The organism is Streptomyces sp. NPDC046759 (genome assembly GCF_040645475.1).
Classification (GTDB): Bacteria; Actinomycetota; Actinomycetes; order Streptomycetales; family Streptomycetaceae; genus Streptomyces.
Genome location: NZ_JBEYYJ010000028.1, coordinates 1 through 23,647 on the forward strand (window position 1 = coordinate 1; position 23,647 = coordinate 23,647).

Annotated in this window: 19 protein-coding genes; 4 read left to right on the top strand and 15 right to left on the bottom strand. The window is 71.9% G+C overall.

The features are described from left to right. Positions 1–291 precede the first annotated feature (291 nt). The 3 genes from ettA to ABZ919_RS31215 are packed head-to-tail and all read left to right on the top strand — an operon-like array spanning position 292 to position 3,053. Positions 292–1,956: an energy-dependent translational throttle protein EttA gene (gene ettA / locus ABZ919_RS31205; RefSeq protein WP_361254154.1), complete on the top strand. Its 1,665-nt coding sequence runs from the start codon at positions 292–294 to the stop codon at positions 1,954–1,956. A gap of 6 nt (positions 1,957–1,962) precedes the next feature. Then, on the top strand, positions 1,963–2,379 hold the full coding sequence (locus ABZ919_RS31210) for a thioesterase family protein (RefSeq protein WP_361254156.1): 417 nt from the start codon (positions 1,963–1,965) through the stop codon (positions 2,377–2,379). After that, positions 2,376–3,053: a hypothetical protein gene (locus tag ABZ919_RS31215; protein WP_361254158.1), complete on the top strand. Its 678-nt coding sequence runs from the start codon at positions 2,376–2,378 to the stop codon at positions 3,051–3,053. Before ABZ919_RS31210 ends, ABZ919_RS31215 begins: the two co-directional genes overlap by 4 nt. A 24-nt stretch (positions 3,054–3,077) precedes the next feature. On the opposite strand, the gene ABZ919_RS31220 is transcribed toward ABZ919_RS31215, so the two are convergent. Next, positions 3,078–3,482 (bottom strand): globin, encoded by a 405-nt coding sequence (locus ABZ919_RS31220; protein ID WP_361254160.1) that lies wholly within the window; start codon positions 3,480–3,482, stop codon positions 3,078–3,080. A 100-nt stretch (positions 3,483–3,582) separates the two neighbouring features. Here ABZ919_RS31220 and ABZ919_RS31225 point away from each other — a divergent pair, with 100 nt between their 5' ends. Continuing rightward, complete coding sequence (locus tag ABZ919_RS31225) at positions 3,583–4,560, top strand: methyltransferase domain-containing protein (RefSeq protein WP_361254162.1); 978 nt, start codon at positions 3,583–3,585, stop codon at positions 4,558–4,560. Positions 4,561–4,563: 3 nt separating this feature from the next. On the opposite strand, the gene ABZ919_RS31230 is transcribed toward ABZ919_RS31225, so the two are convergent. The 14 genes from ABZ919_RS31230 to ABZ919_RS31295 form a co-directional block, all read right to left on the bottom strand. Beyond that, the gene (locus ABZ919_RS31230) at positions 4,564–6,069 is read right to left on the bottom strand and encodes an FHA domain-containing protein (protein ID WP_361254163.1); all 1,506 of its coding nucleotides are present in this window, start codon (positions 6,067–6,069) and stop codon (positions 4,564–4,566) included. A gap of 33 nt (positions 6,070–6,102) precedes the next feature. Further along, positions 6,103–7,443, bottom strand: coding sequence for a VWA domain-containing protein (locus ABZ919_RS31235; RefSeq protein ID WP_361254165.1), 1,341 nt, complete (start codon positions 7,441–7,443; stop codon positions 6,103–6,105). Positions 7,444–7,543: 100 nt separating this feature from the next. After that, positions 7,544–8,920, bottom strand: coding sequence for a PP2C family serine/threonine-protein phosphatase (locus tag ABZ919_RS31240; RefSeq protein WP_361254167.1), 1,377 nt, complete (start codon positions 8,918–8,920; stop codon positions 7,544–7,546). A 3-nt stretch (positions 8,921–8,923) separates the two neighbouring features. After that, positions 8,924–11,563 (bottom strand): tetratricopeptide repeat protein, encoded by a 2,640-nt coding sequence (locus tag ABZ919_RS31245; protein WP_361254169.1) that lies wholly within the window; start codon positions 11,561–11,563, stop codon positions 8,924–8,926. Beyond that, entirely contained in the window at positions 11,560–12,834 is a 1,275-nt protein-coding gene (locus ABZ919_RS31250; protein WP_361254170.1) for a hypothetical protein, read from the bottom strand. The genes ABZ919_RS31245 and ABZ919_RS31250 overlap by 4 nt, the downstream gene beginning before the upstream one ends. Positions 12,835–12,875: 41 nt before the next feature. After that, positions 12,876–13,913: a glutamate ABC transporter substrate-binding protein gene (locus ABZ919_RS31255; RefSeq protein WP_361254172.1), complete on the bottom strand. Its 1,038-nt coding sequence runs from the start codon at positions 13,911–13,913 to the stop codon at positions 12,876–12,878. Positions 13,914–13,927: 14 nt separating this feature from the next. Beyond that, positions 13,928–15,295 (bottom strand): hypothetical protein, encoded by a 1,368-nt coding sequence (locus ABZ919_RS31260; RefSeq protein WP_361254407.1) that lies wholly within the window; start codon positions 15,293–15,295, stop codon positions 13,928–13,930. Between the two features lie 229 nt (positions 15,296–15,524). Further along, the gene (locus ABZ919_RS31265) at positions 15,525–16,496 is read right to left on the bottom strand and encodes a BadF/BadG/BcrA/BcrD ATPase family protein (RefSeq protein ID WP_361254174.1); all 972 of its coding nucleotides are present in this window, start codon (positions 16,494–16,496) and stop codon (positions 15,525–15,527) included. Further along, positions 16,487–17,752, bottom strand: a complete 1,266-nt coding sequence (locus ABZ919_RS31270) for a 6-phospho-beta-glucosidase (RefSeq protein WP_361254176.1) — start codon at positions 17,750–17,752, stop codon at positions 16,487–16,489. The genes ABZ919_RS31265 and ABZ919_RS31270 overlap by 10 nt, the downstream gene beginning before the upstream one ends. A gap of 7 nt (positions 17,753–17,759) precedes the next feature. Next, positions 17,760–18,653, bottom strand: a complete 894-nt coding sequence (locus tag ABZ919_RS31275; protein WP_361254178.1) for a carbohydrate ABC transporter permease — start codon at positions 18,651–18,653, stop codon at positions 17,760–17,762. Positions 18,654–18,655: 2 nt separating this feature from the next. Beyond that, positions 18,656–19,597, bottom strand: coding sequence for a sugar ABC transporter permease (locus ABZ919_RS31280; protein WP_361254180.1), 942 nt, complete (start codon positions 19,595–19,597; stop codon positions 18,656–18,658). Between the two features lie 3 nt (positions 19,598–19,600). Continuing rightward, entirely contained in the window at positions 19,601–20,944 is a 1,344-nt protein-coding gene (locus tag ABZ919_RS31285; RefSeq protein WP_361254182.1) for an ABC transporter substrate-binding protein, read from the bottom strand. Between the two features lie 45 nt (positions 20,945–20,989). Continuing rightward, positions 20,990–22,201, bottom strand: a complete 1,212-nt coding sequence (locus ABZ919_RS31290; protein ID WP_361254184.1) for an ROK family transcriptional regulator — start codon at positions 22,199–22,201, stop codon at positions 20,990–20,992. Between the two features lie 299 nt (positions 22,202–22,500). Continuing rightward, on the bottom strand, positions 22,501–23,610 hold the full coding sequence (locus tag ABZ919_RS31295) for a mechanosensitive ion channel family protein (RefSeq protein WP_361254186.1): 1,110 nt from the start codon (positions 23,608–23,610) through the stop codon (positions 22,501–22,503). Between the last annotated feature and the right edge of the window lie 37 nt (positions 23,611–23,647).

Here is a 23,647-nt window from a genome sequence, read left to right on the forward strand (position 1 = left end):
GGGCGCGCGCCTGGCGCCGGACCGTACCTTCACCCGGCCCCACAGCGAACAGCTGCGGGTGGCGCCCCAGCCTCTTGAGTGAGCCGGTCCCGCGCTGGGCCGTCCTGGACCGTGCGAGAGCGCCCGCGGCCGACCAATGGCGACGGACAGTGACAGACGAGCCGCAGCCACCAGCGGCGAAACCCCAGGTCGGAGCCTCCGCACCTAACGGGTTTCCGCCCAGGGGTGGCCGTACGGCAAGATGGGGTGTATCTGCCCACTGCCAGATTTCAAGCTGCCGGACGGTTTCTCTTGGCTGAGTTCATTTACACCATGCGCAAGGCGCGCAAAGCGCACGGCGACAAGGTGATCCTCGACGACGTCACCCTGAACTTCCTGCCGGGAGCGAAGATCGGTGTCGTCGGCCCGAACGGCGCTGGTAAGTCGACCGTGCTGAAGATCATGGCGGGGCTCGAGCAGCCCTCCAACGGTGACGCGTTCCTGTCGCCGGGTTACAGCGTCGGCATCCTGCTGCAGGAGCCGCCGCTGAACGAGGAGAAGACCGTTCTGGAGAACGTCCAGGAGGGTGTCGCCGAGATCAAGGGCAAGCTCGACCGGTTCAACGAGATCGCCGAGCTGATGGCGACCGACTACTCCGACGCGCTGCTCGACGAGATGGGCAAGCTGCAGGAGGAGCTGGACCACGCCAACGCCTGGGACCTCGACGCCCAGCTGGAACAGGCGATGGACGCCCTCGGATGCCCCCCGGGCGACTGGCCCGTCACCAACCTCTCCGGTGGTGAGAAGCGCCGCGTCGCGCTCTGCAAGCTGCTGCTGGAGCAGCCCGACCTGCTGCTCCTCGATGAGCCCACCAACCACCTCGACGCCGAGTCCGTGAACTGGCTGGAGCAGCACCTGGCCAAGTACCCGGGCACCGTCGTGGCCGTCACCCACGACCGGTATTTCCTGGACAACGTCGCCGGCTGGATCTGCGAGGTCGACCGCGGCCGCCTGCACGGCTACGAGGGCAACTACTCCAAGTACCTGGAGACCAAGGCCGCCCGCCTCAAGGTCGAGGGCCAGAAGGACGCCAAACGGCAGAAGCGCCTCAAGGACGAGCTGGAATGGGTGCGGTCGAACGCCAAGGGGCGCCAGGCCAAGTCCAAGGCCCGTCTCGCTCGCTACGAGGAGATGGCCGCCGAGGCCGACAAGATGCGGAAGCTGGACTTCGAGGAGATCCAGATCCCGCCGGGCCCGCGCCTGGGCAACATCGTCGTCGAGGTCGACAAGCTCAGCAAGGCCTTCGGCGAGAAGGTCCTCGTGGACGGCCTCAGCTTCACGCTGCCGCGCAACGGCATCGTGGGCGTCATCGGCCCGAACGGCGCCGGCAAGACCACCCTGTTCAAGATGATCCAGGGGCTGGAGACTCCGGACTCCGGCGACATCAAGGTCGGCGAGACCGTCAAGATCTCCTACGTCGACCAGAGCCGCGAGAACCTCGACCCGAAGAAGACGCTGTGGGAGGTCGTGTCCGACGGGCTCGACTACATCAACGTCGGACAGGTCGAGATGCCGAGCCGGGCGTACGTGTCGGCATTCGGCTTCAAGGGTCCGGACCAGCAGAAGCCGACCGGCGTCCTGTCCGGCGGTGAGCGCAACCGCCTCAACCTGGCGCTGACCCTGAAGCAGGGCGGCAACCTGCTGCTCCTCGACGAGCCCACCAACGACCTCGACGTCGAGACCCTCTCCAGCCTGGAGAACGCCCTGCTGGACTTCCCGGGCTGTGCCGTCGTCGTCTCCCACGACCGGTGGTTCCTCGACCGTGTCGCCACGCACATCCTCGCCTACGAGGGCGAGTCGAAGTGGTTCTGGTTCGAGGGCAACTTCGAGTCGTACGAGAAGAACAAGATCGAGCGGCTCGGGCCGGACGCCGCGCGTCCGCACCGTGCCACCTACAAGAAGCTGACCCGGGGCTGATCGGTCTTGCGCCACATCTATCGCTGCCCGCTGCGCTGGTCGGACATGGACGCGTACGGACATGTCAACAACGCGATCTTCCTCCGCTATCTGGAGGAGGCGCGTATCGACTTCCTGTCCCTGCGCGGCAAGGAGTCCAAGCAGGGGTCCGTGGTGGCGCGCCATGAGATCGACTACAAGCGGCAGCTCGTCCACCGGCCCGAGCCCGTCGACGTCGAGCTGTGGGTCACGCACATCAGGGCCGCGTCCTTCACCGTCACCTATGAGGTGAAGGACGCGGACGCGGTCTACGTCCGGGCCTGCACCGTGGTCGTCCCGTTCGACTTCGAGACGCAGCGGCCGCGCCGGATCACCGCCGAGGAGCGGGAGTTCCTCCAGCAGTACACGGACGGCGCCGACGACGAGGAGGCCGTCGCCGCATGACGGTGCTGCACCTGGCCGACGAGACGGAGGCGGCCGATCTCGCCGCCTTCCTCTCCCGGCTGCTCCACTACGACCGTGGAGCCGCGGTGCGTCTGCAGGCGGCCGGTACGGCGCTCGCCGTCTTCGGCCGTCCGCCGTCCTTCGAGGTGCTGGCCGTACGCGCGGTACGGCTGGCGAAACCGTACGAGAACGGCCTCGACGTCACCCTCGATGTGACCGTCTCCGCCGGTGAGTTCCTGGAGTCCGTGGACGAGCGCGGCGCCACCGCCGCCGTGACGGCCGCGGTCACCGGTCCCCCGTGGGCCGGGGTGCTGCCGCCGCGCGGCGGCTGGCAGGCCGAGCCGGGACTGCCCGCCCCGGACGCGTTGCGGGCGACCGTCGCCGAGGCGGTCGCCGAGTTCCGCGCGCGCACGGAGGAGCTCGCGCCGGACGGCCGTACCCGCGCGGAGCTGGACCGGATCGGGCGGGACATCTGGTCCCGGGAGATCGGGCGGACCGGGCTCCCGGTGCGGGCCGTGCACGCGGCCCAGTCCCTGGGCTTCCTGCGGCCGGCGACCGAGCCCGCCGACACCGGGCTGTTCTCCTCGGGGACGTGGCTCCGGCTGCGCACCCCGTACGGATCCGTCGCCGTACGGCGGGCCGGGCTCGGTTCGCTGGGTGTCAGCGTGCGCTGAGCCGGCCGGCCGGCGCGGCGCAGATCAGTCCGGTGTGTTGATCATCGACGCGGCGGCGTACGTCAGGTAGTTCCACAACGTCGTCTCGTGCTCCTCGGAGAGCCCGAGTTCCTCGACGGCCACCCGCATGTGCCTCAGCCAGGCGTCGTGCGCCGCCCGGTCCACGGTGAACGGAGCGTGCCGCATCCGCAGCCGGGGATGACCGCGGTTCTCGCCGTACGTGGTGGGGCCGCCCCAGTACTGCATCAGGAACAGCGCCAGCCGCTCCTCGGCCGGGCCCAGGTCCTCCTCGGGGTACATGGGCCGGAGGAACGGGTCCTCGGCGACTCCTTCGTAGAAACGGTGGACGAGCCGGCGGAAGGTCTCCTCCCCGCCGACCTGCTCGTAGAAGGTCTGCTCCTGAAGCGTGCCGCGCCGAATCTCATTCACCTGTACATGGTCTCAGACCGGGGGACCCAGGACTCGAGGCCTAGGACCCCACGGCCCGGGCCGCCCGTACCGCGGACCCGCTCGCCCCTACTGTGGACCCATGGGCGCCTACGACACCGAGACCGACCGGCTGGCCGCCGTCGCGCGGGCGGCGCTGGTGCGGGAGATCGACGCCGAGGGCGCCTGGACCGGGGACCCGGTGTGGCGGGAGGCGTTCGCGCAGGTGCCCCGGCACCTGTTCGTGCCGTACTACTACGTCGCCGGACCGCGTGGCTACGAGCGCCACTGGGGCGAGAGCCCCGACCCCCGGGCCCGCGAGCGCTGGCTGCGCGGCGCCTACGCGGACGCGCCGCTGGCCACCCGGCTGCGGGACGGCGAGCTGCTCTCCTCCAGCAGCCAGCCCTCCCTGATGGCCCGGATGCTGGTCGCGCTGGAGGTCGAGGACGGAGACCGGGTCCTGGAGGTGGGCGCCGGCACCGGCTACAACGCGGCACTGCTCGCCCACCGGCTGCGCGACGACGATCTCGTCACCACCATCGACCTCGAACCGGAGATCACCGAGTCGGCCCGCCGGCACCTGGAGGCGGCCGGATTCCACCCGGTCGTCGCCACCGGGGACGGCGCGCGCGGGGTGCCCGAACGCGCGCCCTTCGACCGGATCATCGCCACCTGTGAGCTGTCCACGGTTCCGCGCGCCTGGCTCGCCCAGTGCCGCCCGGGCGCGCGGATCCTGAGCCCGCTGGCCACCGGCCTGCTCGCACTCACCGTGCGGGACGCGGCTCACGCCGAGGGCCGATTCCTGCCCACGGCCGCCTACTTCGTGCCGCTGCGCGGGGAGGGCAGGCCGGAGCCGGCGGGCGTGTCGCTCGCCGGGCTGCCGGGCCGGGCCCGTGAGCAGGAGGCGTTCCGCTTCCTGCTCGCGCTGACCCGGAACACCCTCGACCCGCAGGAGGCCTACGCGCTGTGGGAGCGCGAGGGCATGCCGGAACGCGAGCGGTACGGCGTCACGGTCGGCGGCGAGCGGGCCTGGGCGTGGCTGGACGACCCGGAGGGGCCGTACGCCTGGCCCCTCCCCTGATCGTCAGGCCCGCCGGACGGTGATCGTCGTCCAGGCGCCCACGTGCACCCGGTCGCCGTCCTGCAGCGGAACCGGCACGAACGGCTGGATCGGTTCCTCCGACATGTTGACCGTGGTGCCGTTGGTCGAGTTCTGGTCGACGACCGCCCAGCCGCCGTCGGGTTGCTGCACCAGCACCGCGTGCTGGTGCGAGACGCCCGGGTCCTCCGGTGGCACCGACAGATCGATGTCGGGGGTGTCGCCGGTGGAGTGCCGGCGGCGGCCGATGGTGACCTGGTTGCCGCTGAGGGTGCGCTGCTGCTCGGGCGAGTACGCGGGCAGGTTGAGGCCCGCGGCCTCGGGACCCGAGCGCTGCATCATCGCCATGAAGTACTCGCGGTCCGGGCCGACGGTCGCCGTCCAGGTGGCCCGCTGCTGCGGGAAGCCGGGGCCGGGCGGGGCCTGGGTGGCGCCGGGCTGCGGGTAGCCGTACCCGCCGCCCTGCCCGCCGCCGGGCCCGGCGGACGACGGCGGGGAGATCACCCAGTCGTCGTCACCGCCGCCGAAGGAGGGGCCGCCGGCCGGTGCGCCGCCGGGCGGCCGGCCGGTCTCGTGCGGGAACGCGGGCGGCGCGGGCGGACCGGACTGCCGGTACGCCTGCGGGGCACCGCCGGGACCGGCACCGGGGCCGGTGGGCGCGGGCGGCGGCGGTACCGGACGCGAGGGGTCTGCGCCGAAGCCGGAGGGACCGGGCGGAGTGGGGGCGCCGGGGCCCGAGGGCTCACGGCCGAAGGGCGGCGGACCGGACGGCTCGCGGCCGAAGGGCGACGGACCGGAGGGGGCGCCGGGGCCCTGGCCCTGTCCCTGGCCCTGAGCTGCGCCGCCGAACCCGGACGGGCCACCGGGACCGCCGGGACCCTGGCCCGGACCGCCGAACCCGGACGGGCCACCGGGAAGCGGACCACCCTGTGACGGGCCGCCGAAGCCGGACGGTCCGCCGAAGCCGGACGGGCCGCCGGGACCGGAAGGCCCGGGCGAGGTCGGCGGACCGGACGGGCCGCGCTCGCCGGTGAACGGCGTCGGGCCCGACGGCTCGCTGCCGAAGGACGGGATCGGCTCGGCGGGCCGGTTCATCTGCGAGGGCCGCGAGCCCTGGTACTCGTACCCGTCACCGCCTCCGTACGTCGCGCTCGGCGGCTGGAAACGGGGCTGCGGCGGGCGCGGGGCGGCCGGGGTGTACGAGGTGGCCGTGTTGGTCAGGAAGTTCCACCGGCACTCCTCGCAGAAGGGCGCGCCGCCCTCACGGGGCGTGCGGCACTGCGGGCACAGCTCCGGCTCCGGTGCCGACGCGGCCGGCGGGCGCCCGCCGGCCTGGGCACCGGGACCGCCCGGGCCGGCGGGCGGCGGAAAGCCGTAACCGCCCGCGGGCGGGGGCGGCGGGGGTGGAGGTACGGCACCGGCCATGCGGTGACCGCAGACCTCGCACCAGTCGTCGGAACCCGACTGGTGTCCGTTCGGGCAGGTCGGCATGTCGGCGCTTCCCCTTCTCCTACGCTTCCAGGGTCACTTCTTTACACGAACAGTCTTTGTGGACCGGGTCTCCAGAGTCATCTCATCGGCCTCCGCGACCTTCGTCTTCAACCGCACAGTACCTGTCGCGGCGTCGACGACGTCCACCACCTTCGCAAGCAGTTTCGCAGTATCGGCGTTCCCGGAGGCATTGGCGAGCTGAACGGCGCGCCCCAGTTTGGCGGTTGCTCCATCGAAATCGCCCGCTTTGCGAAGGCTGAGGCCTTGCTGGATGGCTTGCGCCAGTTCGGCCTGCCCGGTGTAGTGGGCGACTTGGGGGTTGATCGAGGTGGACGCCACCATGTCCTCGGTCCACACGGCCCGCACGAGGCCCTGCGCGCCCAGGTTCTGTACCGATCCGTCCGGTTGTGGCACCACCAGTGAGACCCGTGCGGCGAGCATCTCCTGGCCGAGGCCGGCCGACGGGACCTGGACGCACAGGTGGTAGTCGCGGGACTCGTCGCCCCAGGACCCGGTCGGGTAGTCCCCGGCGCGCGGCCCGGCCTCGGTGCGGCGGGCGGTCAAGTCCTCGACGGTGGGCGCCACTTGCTTGACGAACCGGATGGTCGTGCCGACCGGCGTCCACACCCGCAGGGAGACGTCGGCGACCTCCTTGCCCATCGCCGTCTCCATCATCTGCCTGAAGTCGGCGGCGAGTCCGGCCGGGTCGGCGACGATGTCGGCGGTGCCGAGCAGTGCGGAGGCGATCCCTGTGACTTCTTTCACTTCCCAGTCGGTGCCCACGCCCCGCGCGTCACAGGTGAACCGTCCCGCACACGCGTCCAGTGTCGCCCGCAGGTCCTCGGGCGACTCGTGCTCGTTGCGCCCGTCGGTGAGCAGGATGCCGTGCCGGATGGTGACGTCCGCCGGGCTCAGCAGCCGGTCGGCGAGCCGCAGCCAGGTGCCGATGGCCGTACCGCCGCCCGCGCTGAGTCTGCGCAGCGCCTGCTTGGCCTGTTCGCGCGTGCTGGCGTCGGCGACCGCGAGTCGCCCGCCGCCCGGATAGACCTCCTTGGCCACGTGCGTGCCGCCGATCACCGCGAAGTGCGTGCCGTCGCGCAGGGTGTCGATCGCGGCGGCCGTCGCGTCGCGGGCGTTGCGCATCTTGGTCGGCGGGTAGTCCATGGAGCCGGAGCAGTCCACCATGATCGCCACGGCGGCGGACGGGCCCTGGCCCTTGGGATACACCGGTGCCGCGGCGCTGCCGACGGTGCCGCCGCCGGTCGCCGTCACGGTGACGATGGCGTTGACCTCGCGCCCGCCCTCCGGCAAGTACTCGTTCTGGTAGACGTCCATCGAGAACTGCGGCACGTGCGACTTCGCGAAATTGGCCATGCTCGTTCGAATCCCCCTCGAAGCACCCCGCGACGCGAGGCGGTACGTGTGAACGGACCGTCCCCTGCGGTCCTGTGAGGCTTCCCCGGATCCCGCGGCCTCAGGCCGATCCTGCCCCCTGCGACGGCGCCGGGAACGGTACGACGGCCACTGTTACGTTGTCGTGGCCCCCGCCGTCCAGGGCATGGCCGACCAGCACCCGGGCGCTGTGCAGCGGGCGGGCGGCCGCGTCCGCGGGCACGACCTCCGACATCTCCTCGGCCGTCTCGGCGTAGTTCCACAGGCCGTCGGTGCACACCACCACGACTCCGGACCGGTCCGGCTTGAAGGAAGCGGTGTGCGGCTCCAGTTCGTAGGCGTCCGCGCCGAGCCAGCCGGTGATCGCGTGGGCGCGCTCGTCGGCGTACGCCTCGGCCTCGCTCATCAGCCCGGCGGCGACCATCTGCGCGGCCCAGGAGTCGTCCTCGGTGAGCCGGGCCGGCGGCGCGCTGCGGTCGTCCGGTACCCAGTAGACGCGGCTGTCGCCGACCCAGCCGACGACCAGCAGTCCGGAGGCGACCACCGCGCCGACGATCGTGCACGCCGGGGCGTTCTGGTGCGGGGCGTGCTCGCGGGCCGTGGCGGGTTCCTCGGCGAGCGCGTTCACGGCCTGCGCGGCGGCGACGATCGCCTCGTGCATGGCGGTCTGCGGATGCGTGCCGCGCGGCAGGGCGGTCAGCAGCGTGTCACCGGCCGCCTGGGAGGCGGCGGCCGACGCGTCGTCGGGGCGGGTCGCGGAGGACACGCCGTCGCAGACGATCGCGACGGTGGCCGGGGTGCCGTCGGGCAGCGCGGTGTGGCCGACGGCGAAGGCGTCCTCGTTGCGGTGGTGGCGCAGGCCCCGGTCGCTGACCGCCGCGACCGGACCCGACTCCCGCTCCACGCGGTCGCGTTCACGGGGCTGGGCGTGCCCACAGTTCTCGCAGTAGCCGTCGCTGTCCACACGGCCCGACCGGCAGGCCACGCACACCTGCGCGGACTCCTCCGCCGCGGTGTTCTCCGCCAAGCGCGGGTCGGGCGCCTGCAGCGGGTACTCGTCGGGCTCCGCCGGCCGGTCGAAGCGCACCCCGGCACCGGCCGGCTGCGGCGCGCCCTGCGTGCCGGCCTCGTGGCCGTGCGGGTCCGTGCCGGTCCGGTGTTCGTGCGGGTCCGTGCCGGTCCGGTGTTCGGGCAGGGGGGTGCCGCCGGAGTCGGTCCCGGGCAGGTCGGCCGGCAGATGCACCGCCGGCGGACTGCCGGAACTCTCCGGTTCGGGAGCGGGCCAGTCCACGCCGTCGCCGGGCGAGCCGGTCATGGTGAGCGTCGGATGGTCCTGCGGCGGCGCGGGTACGACGGACAGGTCGTATCCGCACGCTCCGCAGAAGAGGTCACCCGACTCGACGGGCTCCGCGCAGCTCGGGCACTTCGGCAGTGCGGCCTGCTGAGGCATCTGCGACATCAACTACACCCACGTCCGGGGGCGGTAACGGTTGGCCCGTTCCACCAGTTCGATCCTCTCCTCGCCGCCGGTCGCCAGCCGGGCCAGCGTGCGGTAGGCGCGCTCAAGGCCGAAGCGGAGGCCCCGTTCGTCCAGACCGCTGCCCAGCAGCACCCGACCGCCGGCGGCGGACCCGGTGCCCTGGCCTCCGGAGAGTATCCAGTCCAGCGCCGAGCCGAGCACTTCCGCCGACAACTGCTCGCGCCGCGCCGGGTCCAGACCGTACGCGTCCAGCGCCTCGACCTGCCCGGCGGCGGCCGTCAGGTCGTCCAGGAACGGTACGTCACCGGGGGCCGCGGTGCGCTGTCTGAGCCGTGCCCGGACGGCGGCGACCCGCGCGGCCGTGTAGTGGATGGACGACTCCGGCACCGACTCCAGGGTGCGCACGGCACCGTGCCGGTTCCCGGCCGCGAGTTGCACCCGGGCGAGCCCGAAGGCGGCGCTCACATAGCTGAGGTCGGTCGCCCACACGAGGTGGTAGTACTCGGCCGCGTTGTCCAACTGGCCGAGCACCTCCGCGCACAGGCCGAGCGCCAGCTTGGGCGCGGCCTCGCCGGGGAAGGCGTCGTAGACCGCGTCGAAGGCCAGCGCGGCGCCCTCGAAGTCGCCGGTGACCAGCGCGGCCACGCCCCGGTACCACACCACCCGCCAGTCTTCGGGCCGTTCCTCCTCCAGGTCGGCCAGGCCCGTCAGCGCCGCCCCGTGGTCACCGCTCTCCAGCCGGGCGCGGATCTGCCTGAGCCGGGTCTCCACGGTCCGTCCGGGCGCCGCGTCCAGTGCGCTGATCAGCTCGGCCGGCGCGGAGGCCATCAGGCCCGCGAGGAAACCGGCGTCGGGGTCGTTCGGGTCGACCAGCGGGACCGGCAGGGCGAGCGCGGCGGCCGGCGTGTCGACGGCCTTGACGAGAGCCGCCGGGAGCGGGGCCGGAGCGCCGGGCGGCACGGACGCCGACGCGGGCACACCGGCCGCGGCACCGGACGCGCCCGGCGTGAGCCCGCCGGCTCCTGGGCCGGCGGTCCCTGGCACGGGCGCACCGGCTGTGGCACCGGCCGCGGCGGCACCGGCCGTCCCCGGCGCTCCGGCAGTGCCGGAGCCGGCGGCCGTCCGCTTCCGGGCCCGGCCGCGCACCTCCCGCGCGCCGAGCCGGGACACGTCACCGTCCAGCCGGGGGAACAGCTCCCGGTCGGTGACCTTCACTTCGGGCCCGAACAGGGTCGACAGAGCGGGCCGTGCCTGGCCGGTCTGCAGGGCGACGACCTCGCGCAGCACACCCGTCAGCTGTTCGGCCATCTCCTGCGCGGAGGCGAACCGGCGGGCCGGATCGGGGTCGGTGGCGCGGACCAGGAGCCGGTAGAAGGACTCGTAGCGGCGGAAGACGTCGATGGTGTCGGGGTCCGGCAGGGAGTCGACGTAGACGTTCGTGTAGCCCTGGAAGTCGAAGGTGAGCACCGCGAGCGTACGGCCCACCGTGTACAGGTCGCTCGCCACCGACGGGCCGGCCTCGGCGACCTCGGGCGCCTGGTAGCCGACCGTGCCGTAGATCGCCGACTCGTCGTCGTCCATGCGGCGCACGGCGCCCATGTCGATCAGCTTGAGCTGGCCCTCGGTCTGGATGGCGTTGTCGACCTTGAAGTCGCAGTACAGCAGGTTGCGGCTGTGCAGATGGCCGAGCGCCTCCAGGGCCTCGATGCCGTACGCGCAGGCCTGCTCCACCGGCAGCGGGTCGCGGCGGCCCTCGGGCGTGCGGCGGGCGTTGGCGATCTCCTTCAGGGACTTGCCGCCGACGTACTCCATGACGATGTAGCCGTCGAGGGAGCCGGTGCGCTGGTCGAGGTGCTCGACGAAGTTGTAGATCCGCACGATGTTGGCGTGCTCGATCTCCGCGAGGAAGCGCCGCTCGGAGATCGCGGCGGCCATCGCGTCCTGGTCGCCGGTGTCCAGCAGGCCCTTGAGCACCACCCACCGGTCGGAGACGGCCCGGTCCACGGCGAGGTAGATCCAGCCGAGCCCGCCGTGGGCGAGACAGCCGGCGACCTCGTACTGGCCGTGCACCACGTCGCCGGCCTTCAGCTTGGGTACGAAGGAGTACGGGTGACCGCACTTGGTGCAGAAACCCTCGGTGCGTCCCGGCCGGTCACCGCGGGCCCGGCCCACCGGCGCCCCGCAGTCGGAGCGCGAGCAGAACCGCTTGCGCTCGGGCACCTCCGGGTGCTCGAGCACCATCGCGCGCGGGTCGGGCCGCGGCACCTGCGGCACATGCACCAGACCGGCGCCGAGCCGCCCGCGCGTGGAGGTGCCGGAGGAGGAGCCGGAGCTGCGCACGGACACCGAACGCCCGCTGGACCTGCCCGAAAGGGACCGCGAGAGCCGCCCGGAGACCGAGCGGCGCGACTTCGACGACTGCGAGGAGGTGCGCGAGCTGCTGCGCGAACTGCCGCTGTCCGCCGCGCCCCTGGTCACCCCTGTCGCCGGTGATCCGACCAGCCCTCCAGCCGAGACGACGGGTGCGAGTCCGCAGGTGTCGCAGTACAGCTCACCGCCGCCGACGTCCTCGTACGTCCCCTTGCAGCCCGGCCGCTGGCAGCTCTGCCCCGGCTGACTCATGACTGGTCCCCCTCACGGTCCCCCGGCGTTCCCGCGCCGCCGAGCAGCTCGGTCGCCAGCTGCTGGTAGCGCAGCACGGCCTGTTCGGCCACTCGCAGGTCGCAGGGTGCGCTCCACAGCATCCGCCGGGCCGCGTCGTACCGCTCGACCAGGAACGGGTCCTCCGCGAGCCCGTGCCGGGCGACCTTCGCCTTGTACGCGTCGAGCCGGCCGCGCAGCTCGGCGCGTACCGCGAGCGGAGCGGTGACCGCGGTCAACGACTCGCGGGCGCGGATCAGTTCGTCCTCCGCCTTCTGCTCGAGCGACTCCAGCAGCGGGGACAGTCGGTGCCACTGCGCCTGCCTGCGGTACTCGGCCGCGGTCGCCAGCTGCTCCTGGAGCACGGTCGGCGGGCCGCTGACCACCGGCACCTCGGTCGCCGCGATCTTCGCCAGCACCTCGCCGCGCGCGGTGCGGGCCTCGGCGAGGGTGCGGTCGGCGCGCGAAAGCACGTCCCGCAGCCGGATCAGCCGCTGCTCGGCGTCCTGGCGGACCGTCAGTACGGCGTCGATCTCACGGCGCACGTCCTCCAGGGCGCGCGCCTCACGGTCGTACACGGTGGTGTCCGGACGGCCGCCGCCGGGCGCCGAACTGCCCTCGGCCGGCACCCAGAAGGCGAGCGGGTCGGAGACGACGTCCTCGCGCAGCCTGGTCAGCGTGCGTGTGATCCGCTCCAGGTCGTCGCCGGAGGGGTGTTCGCCGGGGCGTACGCCGACGGAGTGCGCGAGCTTACGGGTGCGCTGCAGCTCCGCGGCGAGTAAATCGATCCGCGCGGGCAGCGCCGACCACACCGCGTCGGCGGTGACGACCAGGTCCAGACTCGTCGCGTACAGCTCGTTCATCCGGTCCACCAGCGCGGCCAGCGAGAAGGACTCGCTGAGGGTGCCGTTCCCGGCCACGGTGACGGCCTCGCCGCGCAGCAGCCCCGTCAGCTCCACCAGGTCCTCGCGGCTGGACCAGCGGCGCCGGGCGCGGACCTCCCGGGCGGTGCGCAGCGCGGCCGCGTAGGCGTCGAAGTACGACCACAGCAGGGTGATCCGCGCCTCCGTGGCCTGCCAGCGTTCCCGGGTGACACCGGTCAGTGCCGCGCCTTCGAGGAGTCTGCGGCCCGCGTGGTCCTGCAACGCCAGCAGCGAGGTCTCGATCGCCTCGTGCTCCTGGCCGAGCCGCGCCAGCGCACGGTCCACCTCGTCCCGGTCCATCACCGGCCCGGCGGGGTCCGTGACGCCCATCGATCACCTCTCCTGCTTCAAGTGTTCCGGTCGGATGTGGCTCAGCTCGTGCGCAGATACTGCGGGGCGGGCGGCCTGGACGCCGACGAGTCCTTTCCCAGTGTCGCCGACAGCCACTGCTCGTACGACTTCTGCCAGCCGTCGGCGCGGTAGTCCACCAGAATGCGATTGACCCGGCGTACCAGATCGGAGGCGTCCTTCTTCATCGCCACGCCGTAGTACTCGGTGGTGAACGCCCCGCCCTTCAGCTCGACGGTCGGGTCCTGCGCGGCCTGGCTGGCGGCGAGCGCGCCGTCGGTCACCACCGCGTCCACTTCGCCGAGTTGCAGCCTGACCAGGCAGTCCAGCTGATTCGGGACGGTGGTGGAGATGTCGGTGGAGGAGGGCAGCCGGCCGTCCTTCCGGTCGGCGTCCAGCTTGGTGTATGCCGTCGAACCGGCCGCCGTGCAGACCCTCTTGTGCGCCAGGGTGGTGTTGTAGCCCGTGATCGACGACGACTTGGATGCGAGGACCTGCTGCCCGGTCTTGAAGTAGGGCGCGGAGAACGCCACCTGGGACAGCCGCTCGCAGGTGATGGTCATGGTCCGCACGACCATGTCCACCCGCCCGTCCTGGATCGCTGAGATCCGCTGGCTGGTCGGTATCGCCTTGAACTGCACCGCGTCCGGGTCGCCGAGGATGTCCTGCGCGATCCGGTGCACCAGGTCGATGTCGAAGCCCTCCAGTTCCGCGCCCTCGCTGTTCGGGTTGCGGTAGCCCCAGTGGTAGCTGTTCTGGTCGACGCCGACGATCAGCTTGCGCCGGGCGCCCGTACGGGCCTTGATCGAGTCGATGGTCGGGCCGCCTGCGCCGGACGGCGACAGCGTCTGGTCCTGTGCCTCGGAGGCCTTGCAGTCCTCGGCGTGGGCCTGGCTGCCGGTCGCCACCTGCTGCCCGACCCGGCCGCCGTCCCGGGGCGACACCTGCCTCTGGGTGCACGGCAGCAGCAGGACGAACGCCAGCGCCAGCGCGCACAGCACCGCCATCGCGCCGACCCCGCCCCAGCCCCGCAGGGAGGCCCGTACACGCGCCGCGTACATCGTCACGCCCCCTGTCACCGGTACTCCGAAAGTCTGCGGCCGATGCCGGACACGGCCCCGGCGGCGGCGAGCACCGCGAGCACGGCCGCGCCGGCCGGCAGCCCGGTCATGGCGTCCAGGCCGTCACCCGCGGTCTGCTGGAACTCGGCCTGCTCGTGGTCGATGGCCCGGGCGAGGTTGGCGTCGACGCTGTCGAAGCACTCGCCGGTGGCGCCCTTGGCGCCGATGACCTCGTCCAGCGCCTGCTGGTAGTTGCCGTCCTCGTCCTCGGTGCGGGCCGCGGTGTGACGCTGTTTCCACACCGCCATGTTGCCCTCGGCCGCCTTCACCGGCGTGCTGCCGCCCCGGTCGTCGGCGAGCGCGGCGGCCCGGGACAGGCCCGTGCCGAGAGTGGCCATGTCCTTGTCGAAGTCGTAGTAGTAGGCGTCGTACGTCTGCCCGCCGACCGTGACGGTCTCGGCGCCGCGCGCCACCAGGCTCAGGTTCTCGTTGCCGCGCGCCTTCAGGGAGGCGATCCGGGCGTCGTGCAGGACGGTCAGCGAGCGGATGCCGTGGTCGTAGGAGCCGTTCAGCTCCGAGCGGGCCACCGCGTGCCCGACGACCAGCCACAGCAGGGCGACCGTGGTGGCGGCTGAGGCGGCGACCAGGCCGTGGTTGAGGACGCGGTTGGTGCGCCGGTAGATGCGGTGCTGGGCCCAGCCGAGCCCGGCCAGGGCGAGCGCGCCGAGCGCGAGGGCGATCCACGGGTACGGCGTGGCGTCACCGTAGTCGGCGTCGAGCCGCTGGTTCTCCTTGGTGTAGAGATCCTCCGCCGCCGGGAGCATCTCCTTCTGCATCTTCTCGTTGGCGTACCGCAGATACGCGCCGCCGACCGGGTAGCCCTGCCGGTTGTACGTCCGCGCCCGCTCGATGAGCCCCTTGTACTGCGGCAGCAGCTTGTTCAGCTTGGCGATGGTCGCCTCGGAGGCCGAGCCGGGCTCGGCGTTGGCGGCGGCCGTGACGAGACCCGCGGCGGCGGTCCGGATGTCCTTCTCGTACCGGTCGCGGGAGGCCGCCGTCTCCTGGCCGCCGGCCAGGAACCCGCTGGAGGCGGCCGTGTTGGCGTCCGCCAGCGAGCGGTAGATGTCGGCCGCGCCCGAACTGAGCGGCTGGCTGCGGTGCAGGACGTCGTCGGCGGCGGCCGCGCGCTCACTGGCCTGCCAGGCGGTGACCGCGCCGAACGCCACGACCAGCAGCGCGAGTACGGCCCCCATGAGCCGCAGCCGGCCCGGCTCGGTGGTGGCCGCGGCCCGCACCCGGTCGACGCCCTCGGCGAACGCGCTGCGCCGGGCGGACGGGGCGGGGGCGCACACGGGGGCGGGGCCGACGGGCTGCCGGGGGATGCCGGGGGCGGGGGGCACACCGGGGCCCGCCACCGGTGGTGCTGCGCTCTTCGGCGGGTGTGTCACTCGACCTCCCCCAGGGTCATCCGTTCGCCGCCAAGTATCGCCGTACGGACCGGCATCCGCACCGGCCTTCACTCGATCTTGATCGGATCGCAGCGTGCGCTGCCCATGAATACGCCCTGTGCACCTGTTCGGTTCCCCCGGGGGCGGGGCGGGCGGCCACCCGCTACCGCTCCCAGTACCCCCGCGCCCGCTGCTGCGCCTGCGCGTCCGCGTCCAGCCGGTCCAGGCCCAGCAGGGCCGCGCCCAGGACCGGACTCGCCGTCACCACGCGCACGTCGGCCTTGGGGGCGCGGGCGGCCAGCAGGTCGCGGACGCCGTCGTCGAGCAGGGCGTGACCGGCGGTCAGGACGCTGCCGCCGAGCAGCACCGGCGCCTCCTCGTCGAGGAGGTCGAGGCGGGTCAGCGCCACCGTGGCCAGCACCGCCACCTCCTCCGCGAGCCGGGCGACGATCGAGCGGGCCACCGCATCGCCCTCGGCGGCCGTCGCGAACAGCACCGGCGTCAGCTCGTGCCGACGGTCGTGGTCGACGTGCTCCAGGTGCAGCGCCTCGATGAGCGCGTACATGGTCGGCAGGCCGAAGTGCGCGGGCAGGGTGCGGGCGAGGACCGTCGGCTCGCCCCGGCCGTCCTCCGCGCGCGCCGCGAACCACAGTGCCTCCTCGGCCAGGCCCCACCCCCCGCCCCAGTCCCCGGAGATGCGGCCGATGGCCGGGAAGCGCGCGGTACGGCCGTCGGGGCGCATGCCGACGCAGTTGATGCCCGCCCCGCACACCACGGCCACCCCGCGAGGCTCGGCGACGCCCGCCCGCAGGATCGCGAAGGTGTCGTTGCGGACCTCCACCGACGCACCCCAGCCACGTGCCTCCAGCGCGGTGGCCAGCTGTTCCTCCTCCACGGGGAGATCGGCGTTGGCGAGGCAGGCCGAGACATGGGAGACGGAGGTGACGCCCGCGTCCGCGAAGACGCGCGCGACCGGTTCGGCCAGCGCGTCCAGCGCCGCCGGCACGCCCACCGCGGGCGGGCGGAACCCGCCCCCGCGGGCCGTGGCCAGGACCTCCCCGGCGGCGGTCACCACGGCCACGTCGGTCTTGCTGTTGCCCGCGTCGACGGCGAGGACGGTTGACATCAGGCCCACGCGAGGTGCTCCCGGTTGTGTGCGATCAACTGGTCGGTGAGGGCGTCGGCGTACGCGTACTGGCCGATCAGCGGATGGGCGAGCAGGGCGCGGAAGACGCGGTCGCGGCCGCCGCGCAGCGCCGCCTCCAGGGCCAGGTCCTCGTACGCGGTCACGTTCGCGATCAGCCCGCAGAACAGGGGATCCAGCTCCGGCACCGGCAGCGGGGACGGGCCGGTGGGGCCGACCGCGGCCTGCACCTCGATCACCGCGTCGTCGGGCAGGAACGGCAGTGTGCCCTTGTTGAACGCGTTCACCACTTGGTACGGGCTGCCTCCGCCGCCCAGCAGGGCCGCCGCCAGGTCCACGGCCGCCTCCGAGTAGTAGGCGCCGCCGCGCCTGGCGAGCAGCGCCGGCTTCTCGTCCAGGGCCGGGTCGCCGTACATCGTCAGCAACTCGCGCTCCATGGCCGCCACTTCAGCGGCCCGGGACGGCTTGGTGCGCAGTTCCCGTACGACCTCGTCGTGCGCGTAGTAGTAGCGCAGGTAGTAGGACGGGACCACGCCCAGGCGGTCCAGCAGGGGGCGCGGCAGGTGGAGGTCGTCGGCGATCGCCTCCCCGTGCTCGGCCAGCAGTTTCGGCAGGACGTTCTCGCCCTCGGGACCGCCCAGCCGCACCCCCGTCTCCCAGGTGAGGTGGTTGAGGCCGACGTGGGCGAGGTGGACGTCCGCCGGGGCCACGCCGAGCAGGTGCGCGAACTTCCGCTGGAAGCCGATCGCCACGTTGCACAGGCCGACCGCGCGGTGCCCGGCCTGGAGCAGGGCCCGGGTGACGATGCCGACCGGGTTGGTGAAGTCGATGATCCAGGCCCGGGGGTTGGCGCGGCGGACCCGTTCGGCGATGTCGAGGACGACCGGGACCGTGCGCAGCGCCTTGGCCAGGCCGCCCGCGCCGGTGGTCTCCTGACCGACGCAGCCGCACTCCAGCGGCCAGGTCTCGTCCTGCTCACGGGCCGCCTGGCCGCCGACGCGCAGCTGGAGCAGCACGGCGTCGGCGCCGTCGACACCCGCGTCCAGGTCGGCGGTGGTGACGATCCGGCCGGGGTGGCCCTGCCTGGCGAAGATCCGGCGGGCCAGTCCGCCGACCAGCTCCAGCCGCTCGGCGGCCGGGTCCACGAGGACGAGTTCCACGATGGGCAGGGTGTCCCTGAGGCGCGCGAAGCCGTCGATGAGTTCGGGGGTGTAGGTCGAGCCTCCGCCGACCACGGTGAGTTTCATACAGACATCAACCCTTTACTCCGGTGAGCGTGACGCCTTCGACGAACGCCTTCTGGGCGAAGAAGAACACGAGGATCACGGGCGCCATGACCAGCACGGTCGCGGCCATCGTGAGGTTCCAGTCGGTGTGGTGGGCGCCCTTGAAGGACTCCAGGCCGTACGACAGGGTCCAGGCGCCGGGGTTCTCCGACGCGTAGATCTGCGGGCCGAAGTAGTCGTTCCAGGCGTAGAAGAACTGGAACAGGGCGACGGCGGCGATACCGGGCCTCGCCATGGGCAGGACGACCTTCAGCAGGGTCCTGAGGTCTCCGCAGCCGTCGACCCTCGCCGCGTCCAGGTACTCGTTCGGGATCGTCATCAGGAACTGGCGCAGCAGGAAGATGGAGAACGCGTCACCGAACGCCATCGGGATGATCAACGGCCACAGCGTGCCGGACAGGTCCAGCTGCTTCGCCCAGAACAGGTACATCGGGATGATGACCACCTGCGGTGGCAGCATCATCATCGAGATCACCAGCATGAGGGACAGGTTGCGGCCCCGGAAGCGGAACTTGGCGAGCGCGTAGGCCACCGGGATGGAGGACACCACGGTCAGGACGGTGCCGAGGCCGGCGTAGATCAGGGTGTTCTTCCACCAGGTGAGGAAGCCGGGCGTGTCGAAGACCTTCCCGTAGTTGCCCCACTCCCAGGTGTGCGGGATCAGATCGCGGCTGAGCGCCTGGCTGTCGCTCATCAGCGAGGTCAGGAACACGAACACGAAGGGCAGGGTGAAGAACAGCGCGGCGGCGACCCCGAGCGAGTGGATCGCGATCCACTCGAACAGCGCCCTGCGCCTGGCCGTGCGCTCGGCCCCGGACACCACGGGTGCCGTCTTCACCGGCTGGTCCAGTACTTGGGTCATCGTCAGTCACCTGCCTGGATGAGACCGCCCCGGCGCCGCATCAGGAACCCGGTGAACACCATCGACAGGGCGAACAGCACCAGCGCCACCACACAGGCCGAGCCGTAGTCGAAGCGCTGGAAGCCGAGGTTGTAGACGAGTTGGGGGAGGGTCAGCGTGGACTTGTCCGGGTAGCCGGGCTCGAACTGGGTGCCCGCGCCCTGGATCACCCCGGAGGCGACCTTCCCGGCGATCAGCGGCTGGGTGTAGTACTGCATGGTCTGGATCACGCCCGTGACGACCGCGAACATCACGATCGGGGAGATGTTCGGCAGTGTGACGTAGCGGAAGCGCTGCCAGGCCGACGCGCCGTCCAGCTCGGCCGCCTCGTACTGCTCCGTGGGCACGTCCAGCAGCGCGGCCATGAAGATGACCATCAGGTCGCCGATGCCCCACAGCGCGAGCAGGGTGAGCGCCGGCTTGGACCAGGCCGGGTCGTTGAACCAGCCCGGCGCCGGGACGCCGGCCTTCTCCAGGATCGCGTTGACCGGGCCCGTACCGGGGTTGAGCAGGAAGGCGAAGGCCATGGTCGCGGCGACCGGCGGCGCCAGGTACGGCAGGTAGAACAGGGTGCGGAAGACTCCCGTACCCGTCCTGATCCTGGTGATGAGCAGACCGATGCCGAGCCCGAACACCACCCGGAGGGTCACCATCACCAGCACCAGCCACAGCGTGTTGCGCAGGGCCGGCCAGAACAGCGGGTAGTGCTCGAAGACGTAGGTCCAGTTCTTCCCCCCGCTCCACGTCGGCGGCCTGAAGCCGTCGTAGTGCATGAAGGAGAAGTAGACGGTCGAGATCAGCGGGTACGCGAAGAAGACCGCGAAGCCGATCAGCCAGGGCGACATGAAGGCGACGGTGCGAAGCGCCGACCGGCGGCGCTTCGACGCCAGAGTGACCGTGGTCATCGACTACTTCGCCTGCGCGATGTCCGTGTCGATCTGCGCGGCCGTCTTGCGCAGACCGGCCTTCAGATCGGTGGCCTTGCCGCTCTCGTAGTCGTAGCCGAACTGCTGGATCGTCACCAGGTACTGGCCGCCGTTGACGGAGGCCGGCGTGGTGGTCGAGTCCGGGTCGGCGGCGATGTCGAGGAACGTCTTGAAACGCGGGTCGTACTTCAGCTTCGGGGACTTCAGCGCGGCCAGCGTGGAGGGCACGTTGTGGATGTCGTTGGCGAAACCGACCACGGCGTCCGTGTCCGTGCTGACGTACTTGACGAACTCCCAGGCCGCGTTCTGCTTGTGGCTGGCGGCGGCGATGCCCGCGATGGTGCCGGTGATGTACCCCTTGCCGTACTGGGAGGCCTGGTCGTCCGGTACGGGCAGCGGGGCGACGCCGATGTCGAACTTCGGCTTGGCCGCGAGGGCCATCCCCAGCCGCCACTCGCCGTCGAGCTGCATGGCGACCTGACCGGTGTGGAAGGGGTGCTTGGGGCCCCACTCGTCGCCGAGCGTGGCGCGGAACTTCTCCAGCTTCTGGAATCCGCCGAGTTCGTCCACGAGCCGCTTCTGCAGCTCGAAGCCCTTCTGGAACGCGGGGTCCTTGGCGAGGTCCGACTTTCCGCTCTTGTCGAAGTACGTGGGGGAGAACTGCGCGAAGTAGTGCTCGGTGGTGGATTCCCAGCCGTGGTAGTCCGGCATGAAGCCGAGTTGCTTGTAGCCGTCGCCCTGCGGGACGGTCAGCTTCTTGGCGTCGGCCTCGAACTCGGACCAGGTCCTCGGCGGGTTCGCGATGCCGGCCCTCGCGAAGGCGGTCTTGTTGTAGTAGAGCCCGTAGGCGTCACCGAGCAGCGGCACCGTGCAGCGGTTCCCGTCGAACTGGGTGTACTCGTTCATCGGTTTCGGGAACGTCGTCGCCGGATCGATCCCCGATTTCTTGAAGAAGGGGTTCAGATCGACCAGTGCGCCCGAGGAGCAGAACTTGCCCACGTTGTTCGTCGTGAACGACGAGATCACGTCCGGAGCCTTGTCACCGCCCGACCGCAGCGCCTGATTGATCTTGTCGTCGGTCATGTTGCCGACGACGTTCACATGGATGTTGGGGTGCGCCTTCTCGAAGCCGGCGACCAGCGACTTGACGGCCGCCACCTCGTTCGGCGCGCTCCAGGCGTGCCAGAAGTTGATCGTCGTGTCCTTCGAGGCGTCGTCCGTGGCGCCGGAGCTGGACTGGCCGGTGCAGGCCGTGGTGAGCAGGGCCAGCGACGCGGTCAGGGCAAAAGCCGCTTTTCGGGCAGCTGAGGGTATGACTTCGGGCATGGCGAGGTCTCCCAGGAGGACGGGGTCGGGGGGAACAGGGACGCTCTAGCGCGAGGTGTCGAAGACCTCGTCGCGGGTGGTGACGAGCGCGGACTCCAACGCGCCGCGCAGGACGGGGTGTTCGAGGACGTCGCCGACGACCAGCCGCGGGCGGGCCGCGGCCAGCTCCTCCAGCTCGGCCTGGACGAGGGCGCGCAAGCTCTCGCCGCCGGCCGTCAGCGCCGAGCCGCTGAGGACGACGAGTTCGGGGTCGAGGACGGAGACGAGCGAGGCGAGGCCGGTGGCGAGCCGGGTCGCGTAGGTCCGGAGCAGCTCCCGGTAGGGGCCGCTCGTGCGGTCGGCGGCACGGGCGACGAGTTCGGCGGCGACCTCGGTGTACGGCCCCGGGGGCACGTCGTCGATACCGAGTTCCCGGGCCAGCTTCGGTACGGCCTGGGAGCCGGCCAGCTCTTGGTAGCCGCCGCTGTTGGCCTTGGTCACCTGCCGCACCAGGGGGGTGCCCGGCACCGGCAGGAAGCCGACCTCGCCGGCGCCGCCGGTCCAGCCCCGGTGCAGCCGGCCACCGAGGACGAGGGCGGCGCCGAGGCCCTCCTGGCTCCACAGCAGGACGAAGTCCGCGTGACCGCTGGCGGCCCCGAGCCGCTGTTCGGCGAGGGCGACGAGGTTGACGTCGTTCTCGTACTCCACCGGCATCGGCAGGGCGGCGGCGACCTCGTCGAGCAAGGTGGGGGAGTGCCAGCCGGGCAGATGGGAGGCATAGCGCAGCCGCCCGGTGTTGGGGTCGAAGGCGCCCGGGGTGCCGATGACCAGCCGGTGCACGTCGGACCGGGCGAGCCCGGCGGCCTTGACGGCTCCGTCGAGCGCGTCGGTGACCTGCTGGACGACGGGCTGCGCGGGCCGCCGCCCCGGGGTGGGCAGCTCGAACTCGCCGACCGTGCGGCCGGTGACGTCGGCGACGGCGGCGCGGATCCGCTCCGGGGTGACGTCCAGCCCGGCGGCGTGGGCGGCGCCCGGATTCACGGCGTACAGCTGGGCGCTGGGACCCGGGCGGCCCTCGCTGGTGCCGGTGACCCGGACCAGCCCGGCCGCCTCCAGACGGGCCAGCAGCTGGGAGGCGGTGGGCTTGGACAGGCCGGTGAGCTTCCCGATCCGGGTGCGCGACAGCGGGCCGTGCTCCAGCAGGAGGTCCAGGGCGGCGCGGTCGTTCATGGCGCGCAGCACGCGCGGGGTGCCCGGCGTACCGGCGGTTCCTGCCATGGAGATCGACACCTGCCTTTCCGGCCGCCCAGCTTTTCAGTGACCCGGGCGCGGCGTCCAGCCTTGATCACCGGCCGCTGGAAGATCACTGTTAGGAAACTTTCCTATCGCGGTGCGAGGAACGTAAGCCCAGGACGAAGGGGGCGTCAATAGACAACGGCCCCGAGGAAACGGAGTCGTTACCTCGGGGCCCGGACGGACCGGGGGCTCCATGGCACCCCGCTACAAGGATGGGGCACCCCGTGCGCGCTGTGCGCCGGAATGCCCCACCTGTTCACTCGAACGTGAGAACCGTTCCGCTACTTCCCCGGCGACGCCGGCCGCTGCGGAGTGACGGGTGCCGTTGCCGCGGCCTGTGGCGAGTCCGCGTTGGAGAACGCGGACGGGGCCGCCACCGAGGCCGTCGGGTCGGGGGCGTCCTCGGCGTCCTCCACGGACGTCGCGCCGCCCACGATGCGGATGCTCGCCCGGTCGAACGCCCGCTTGATCCGCCAGCGCAGCTCCCGCTCGACCGTCAGGGCCTTGCCCGGCATCGTCCTCGCCGACACCCGTACGACCATGGAGTCGATCAGCACGGAGTCCAGGCCGAGCACCTCCACCGGGCCCCACAGCAGCTCGTTCCAGGGCTCTTCCTTGCTCAGGTGCTCGGCGACGTCGTCCAGCGTGGCCTTGACCCGGTCCAGGTCCTCGCTCGCCTTCACCGTGACGTCGACCCCGGCCGTCGCCCAGCCCTGGGAGAGGTTGCCGATCCGCTTGACCTCGCCGTTGCGGACGTACCAGATCTCGCCGTCGGCGCCGCGCAGCTTGGTCACGCGCAGCCCGACCTCGATCACCTCGCCGGTGGCCACGCCCGCGTCGATCACGTCACCGACGCCGTACTGGTCCTCCAGGATCATGAACACACCGGAGAGGAAGTCCGTGACCAGGTTCCGGGCGCCGAAACCGATCGCCACGCCCGCCACACCGGCCGACGCCAGCAGCGGAGCCAGATTGATCTTGAAGGTGCCCAGGACCATCAGCGCGGCCGTCCCGAGGATCAGGAAGCTCGCCACCGAGCGCAGCACCGACCCGATCGCCGCCGACCGCTGACGGCGCCGTTCGGCGTTGACCAGCAGCCCGCCCAGCGAGCCGCCGTCCGTGCCCTGCGGGATGCGGCCCATCCGGTCTATCAGCTTGGTGATCGCCCGTCGTACCACCGCGCGCAGCGCCACCGCGATCACCACGATCAGCAGTATCTGCAGACCCATCGCGAGCCAGGTCGACCAGTTCTGTTCGACCCAGCTCGCCGCGTTCGTCGCGCTCTCCTGGGCGTCCTGGAACGAGGGCACGGCCGGCGCCGTGTCGGACGGAGAGGGTGACGGGGTCGGCGACGCACCGGCGGCCAAGAGGACGGCGGGCAAGGACGACACGGCAGGTACCTCCAGGTGCTGCGCGGTCCGTTCCGGG

What these genes read in the sequence shown, in the direction of transcription:
- ABZ919_RS31280 (WP_361254180.1), bottom strand. Translation starts at nt 19,597, where the DNA reads ATGACCACGGTCACTCTGGCGTCGAAGCGCCGCCGGTCGGCGCTTCGC.
- ABZ919_RS31290 (WP_361254184.1), bottom strand. Translation starts at nt 22,201, where the DNA reads ATGGCAGGAACCGCCGGTACGCCGGGCACCCCGCGCGTGCTGCGCGCC.
- ABZ919_RS31245 (WP_361254169.1), bottom strand. Translation starts at nt 11,563, where the DNA reads ATGAGTCAGCCGGGGCAGAGCTGCCAGCGGCCGGGCTGCAAGGGGACG.
- ABZ919_RS31250 (WP_361254170.1), bottom strand. Translation starts at nt 12,834, where the DNA reads ATGGGCGTCACGGACCCCGCCGGGCCGGTGATGGACCGGGACGAGGTG.
- ABZ919_RS31255 (WP_361254172.1), bottom strand. Translation starts at nt 13,913, where the DNA reads ATGTACGCGGCGCGTGTACGGGCCTCCCTGCGGGGCTGGGGCGGGGTC.
- ABZ919_RS31275 (WP_361254178.1), bottom strand. Translation starts at nt 18,653, where the DNA reads ATGACCCAAGTACTGGACCAGCCGGTGAAGACGGCACCCGTGGTGTCC.
- ABZ919_RS31235 (WP_361254165.1), bottom strand. Translation starts at nt 7,443, where the DNA reads ATGGCCAATTTCGCGAAGTCGCACGTGCCGCAGTTCTCGATGGACGTC.
- ABZ919_RS31215 (WP_361254158.1), top strand. Translation starts at nt 2,376, where the DNA reads ATGACGGTGCTGCACCTGGCCGACGAGACGGAGGCGGCCGATCTCGCC.
- ABZ919_RS31285 (WP_361254182.1), bottom strand. Translation starts at nt 20,944, where the DNA reads ATGCCCGAAGTCATACCCTCAGCTGCCCGAAAAGCGGCTTTTGCCCTG.
- ABZ919_RS31225 (WP_361254162.1), top strand. Translation starts at nt 3,583, where the DNA reads ATGGGCGCCTACGACACCGAGACCGACCGGCTGGCCGCCGTCGCGCGG.
- ABZ919_RS31230 (WP_361254163.1), bottom strand. Translation starts at nt 6,069, where the DNA reads ATGCCGACCTGCCCGAACGGACACCAGTCGGGTTCCGACGACTGGTGC.
- ABZ919_RS31270 (WP_361254176.1), bottom strand. Translation starts at nt 17,752, where the DNA reads ATGAAACTCACCGTGGTCGGCGGAGGCTCGACCTACACCCCCGAACTC.
- ABZ919_RS31240 (WP_361254167.1), bottom strand. Translation starts at nt 8,920, where the DNA reads ATGTCGCAGATGCCTCAGCAGGCCGCACTGCCGAAGTGCCCGAGCTGC.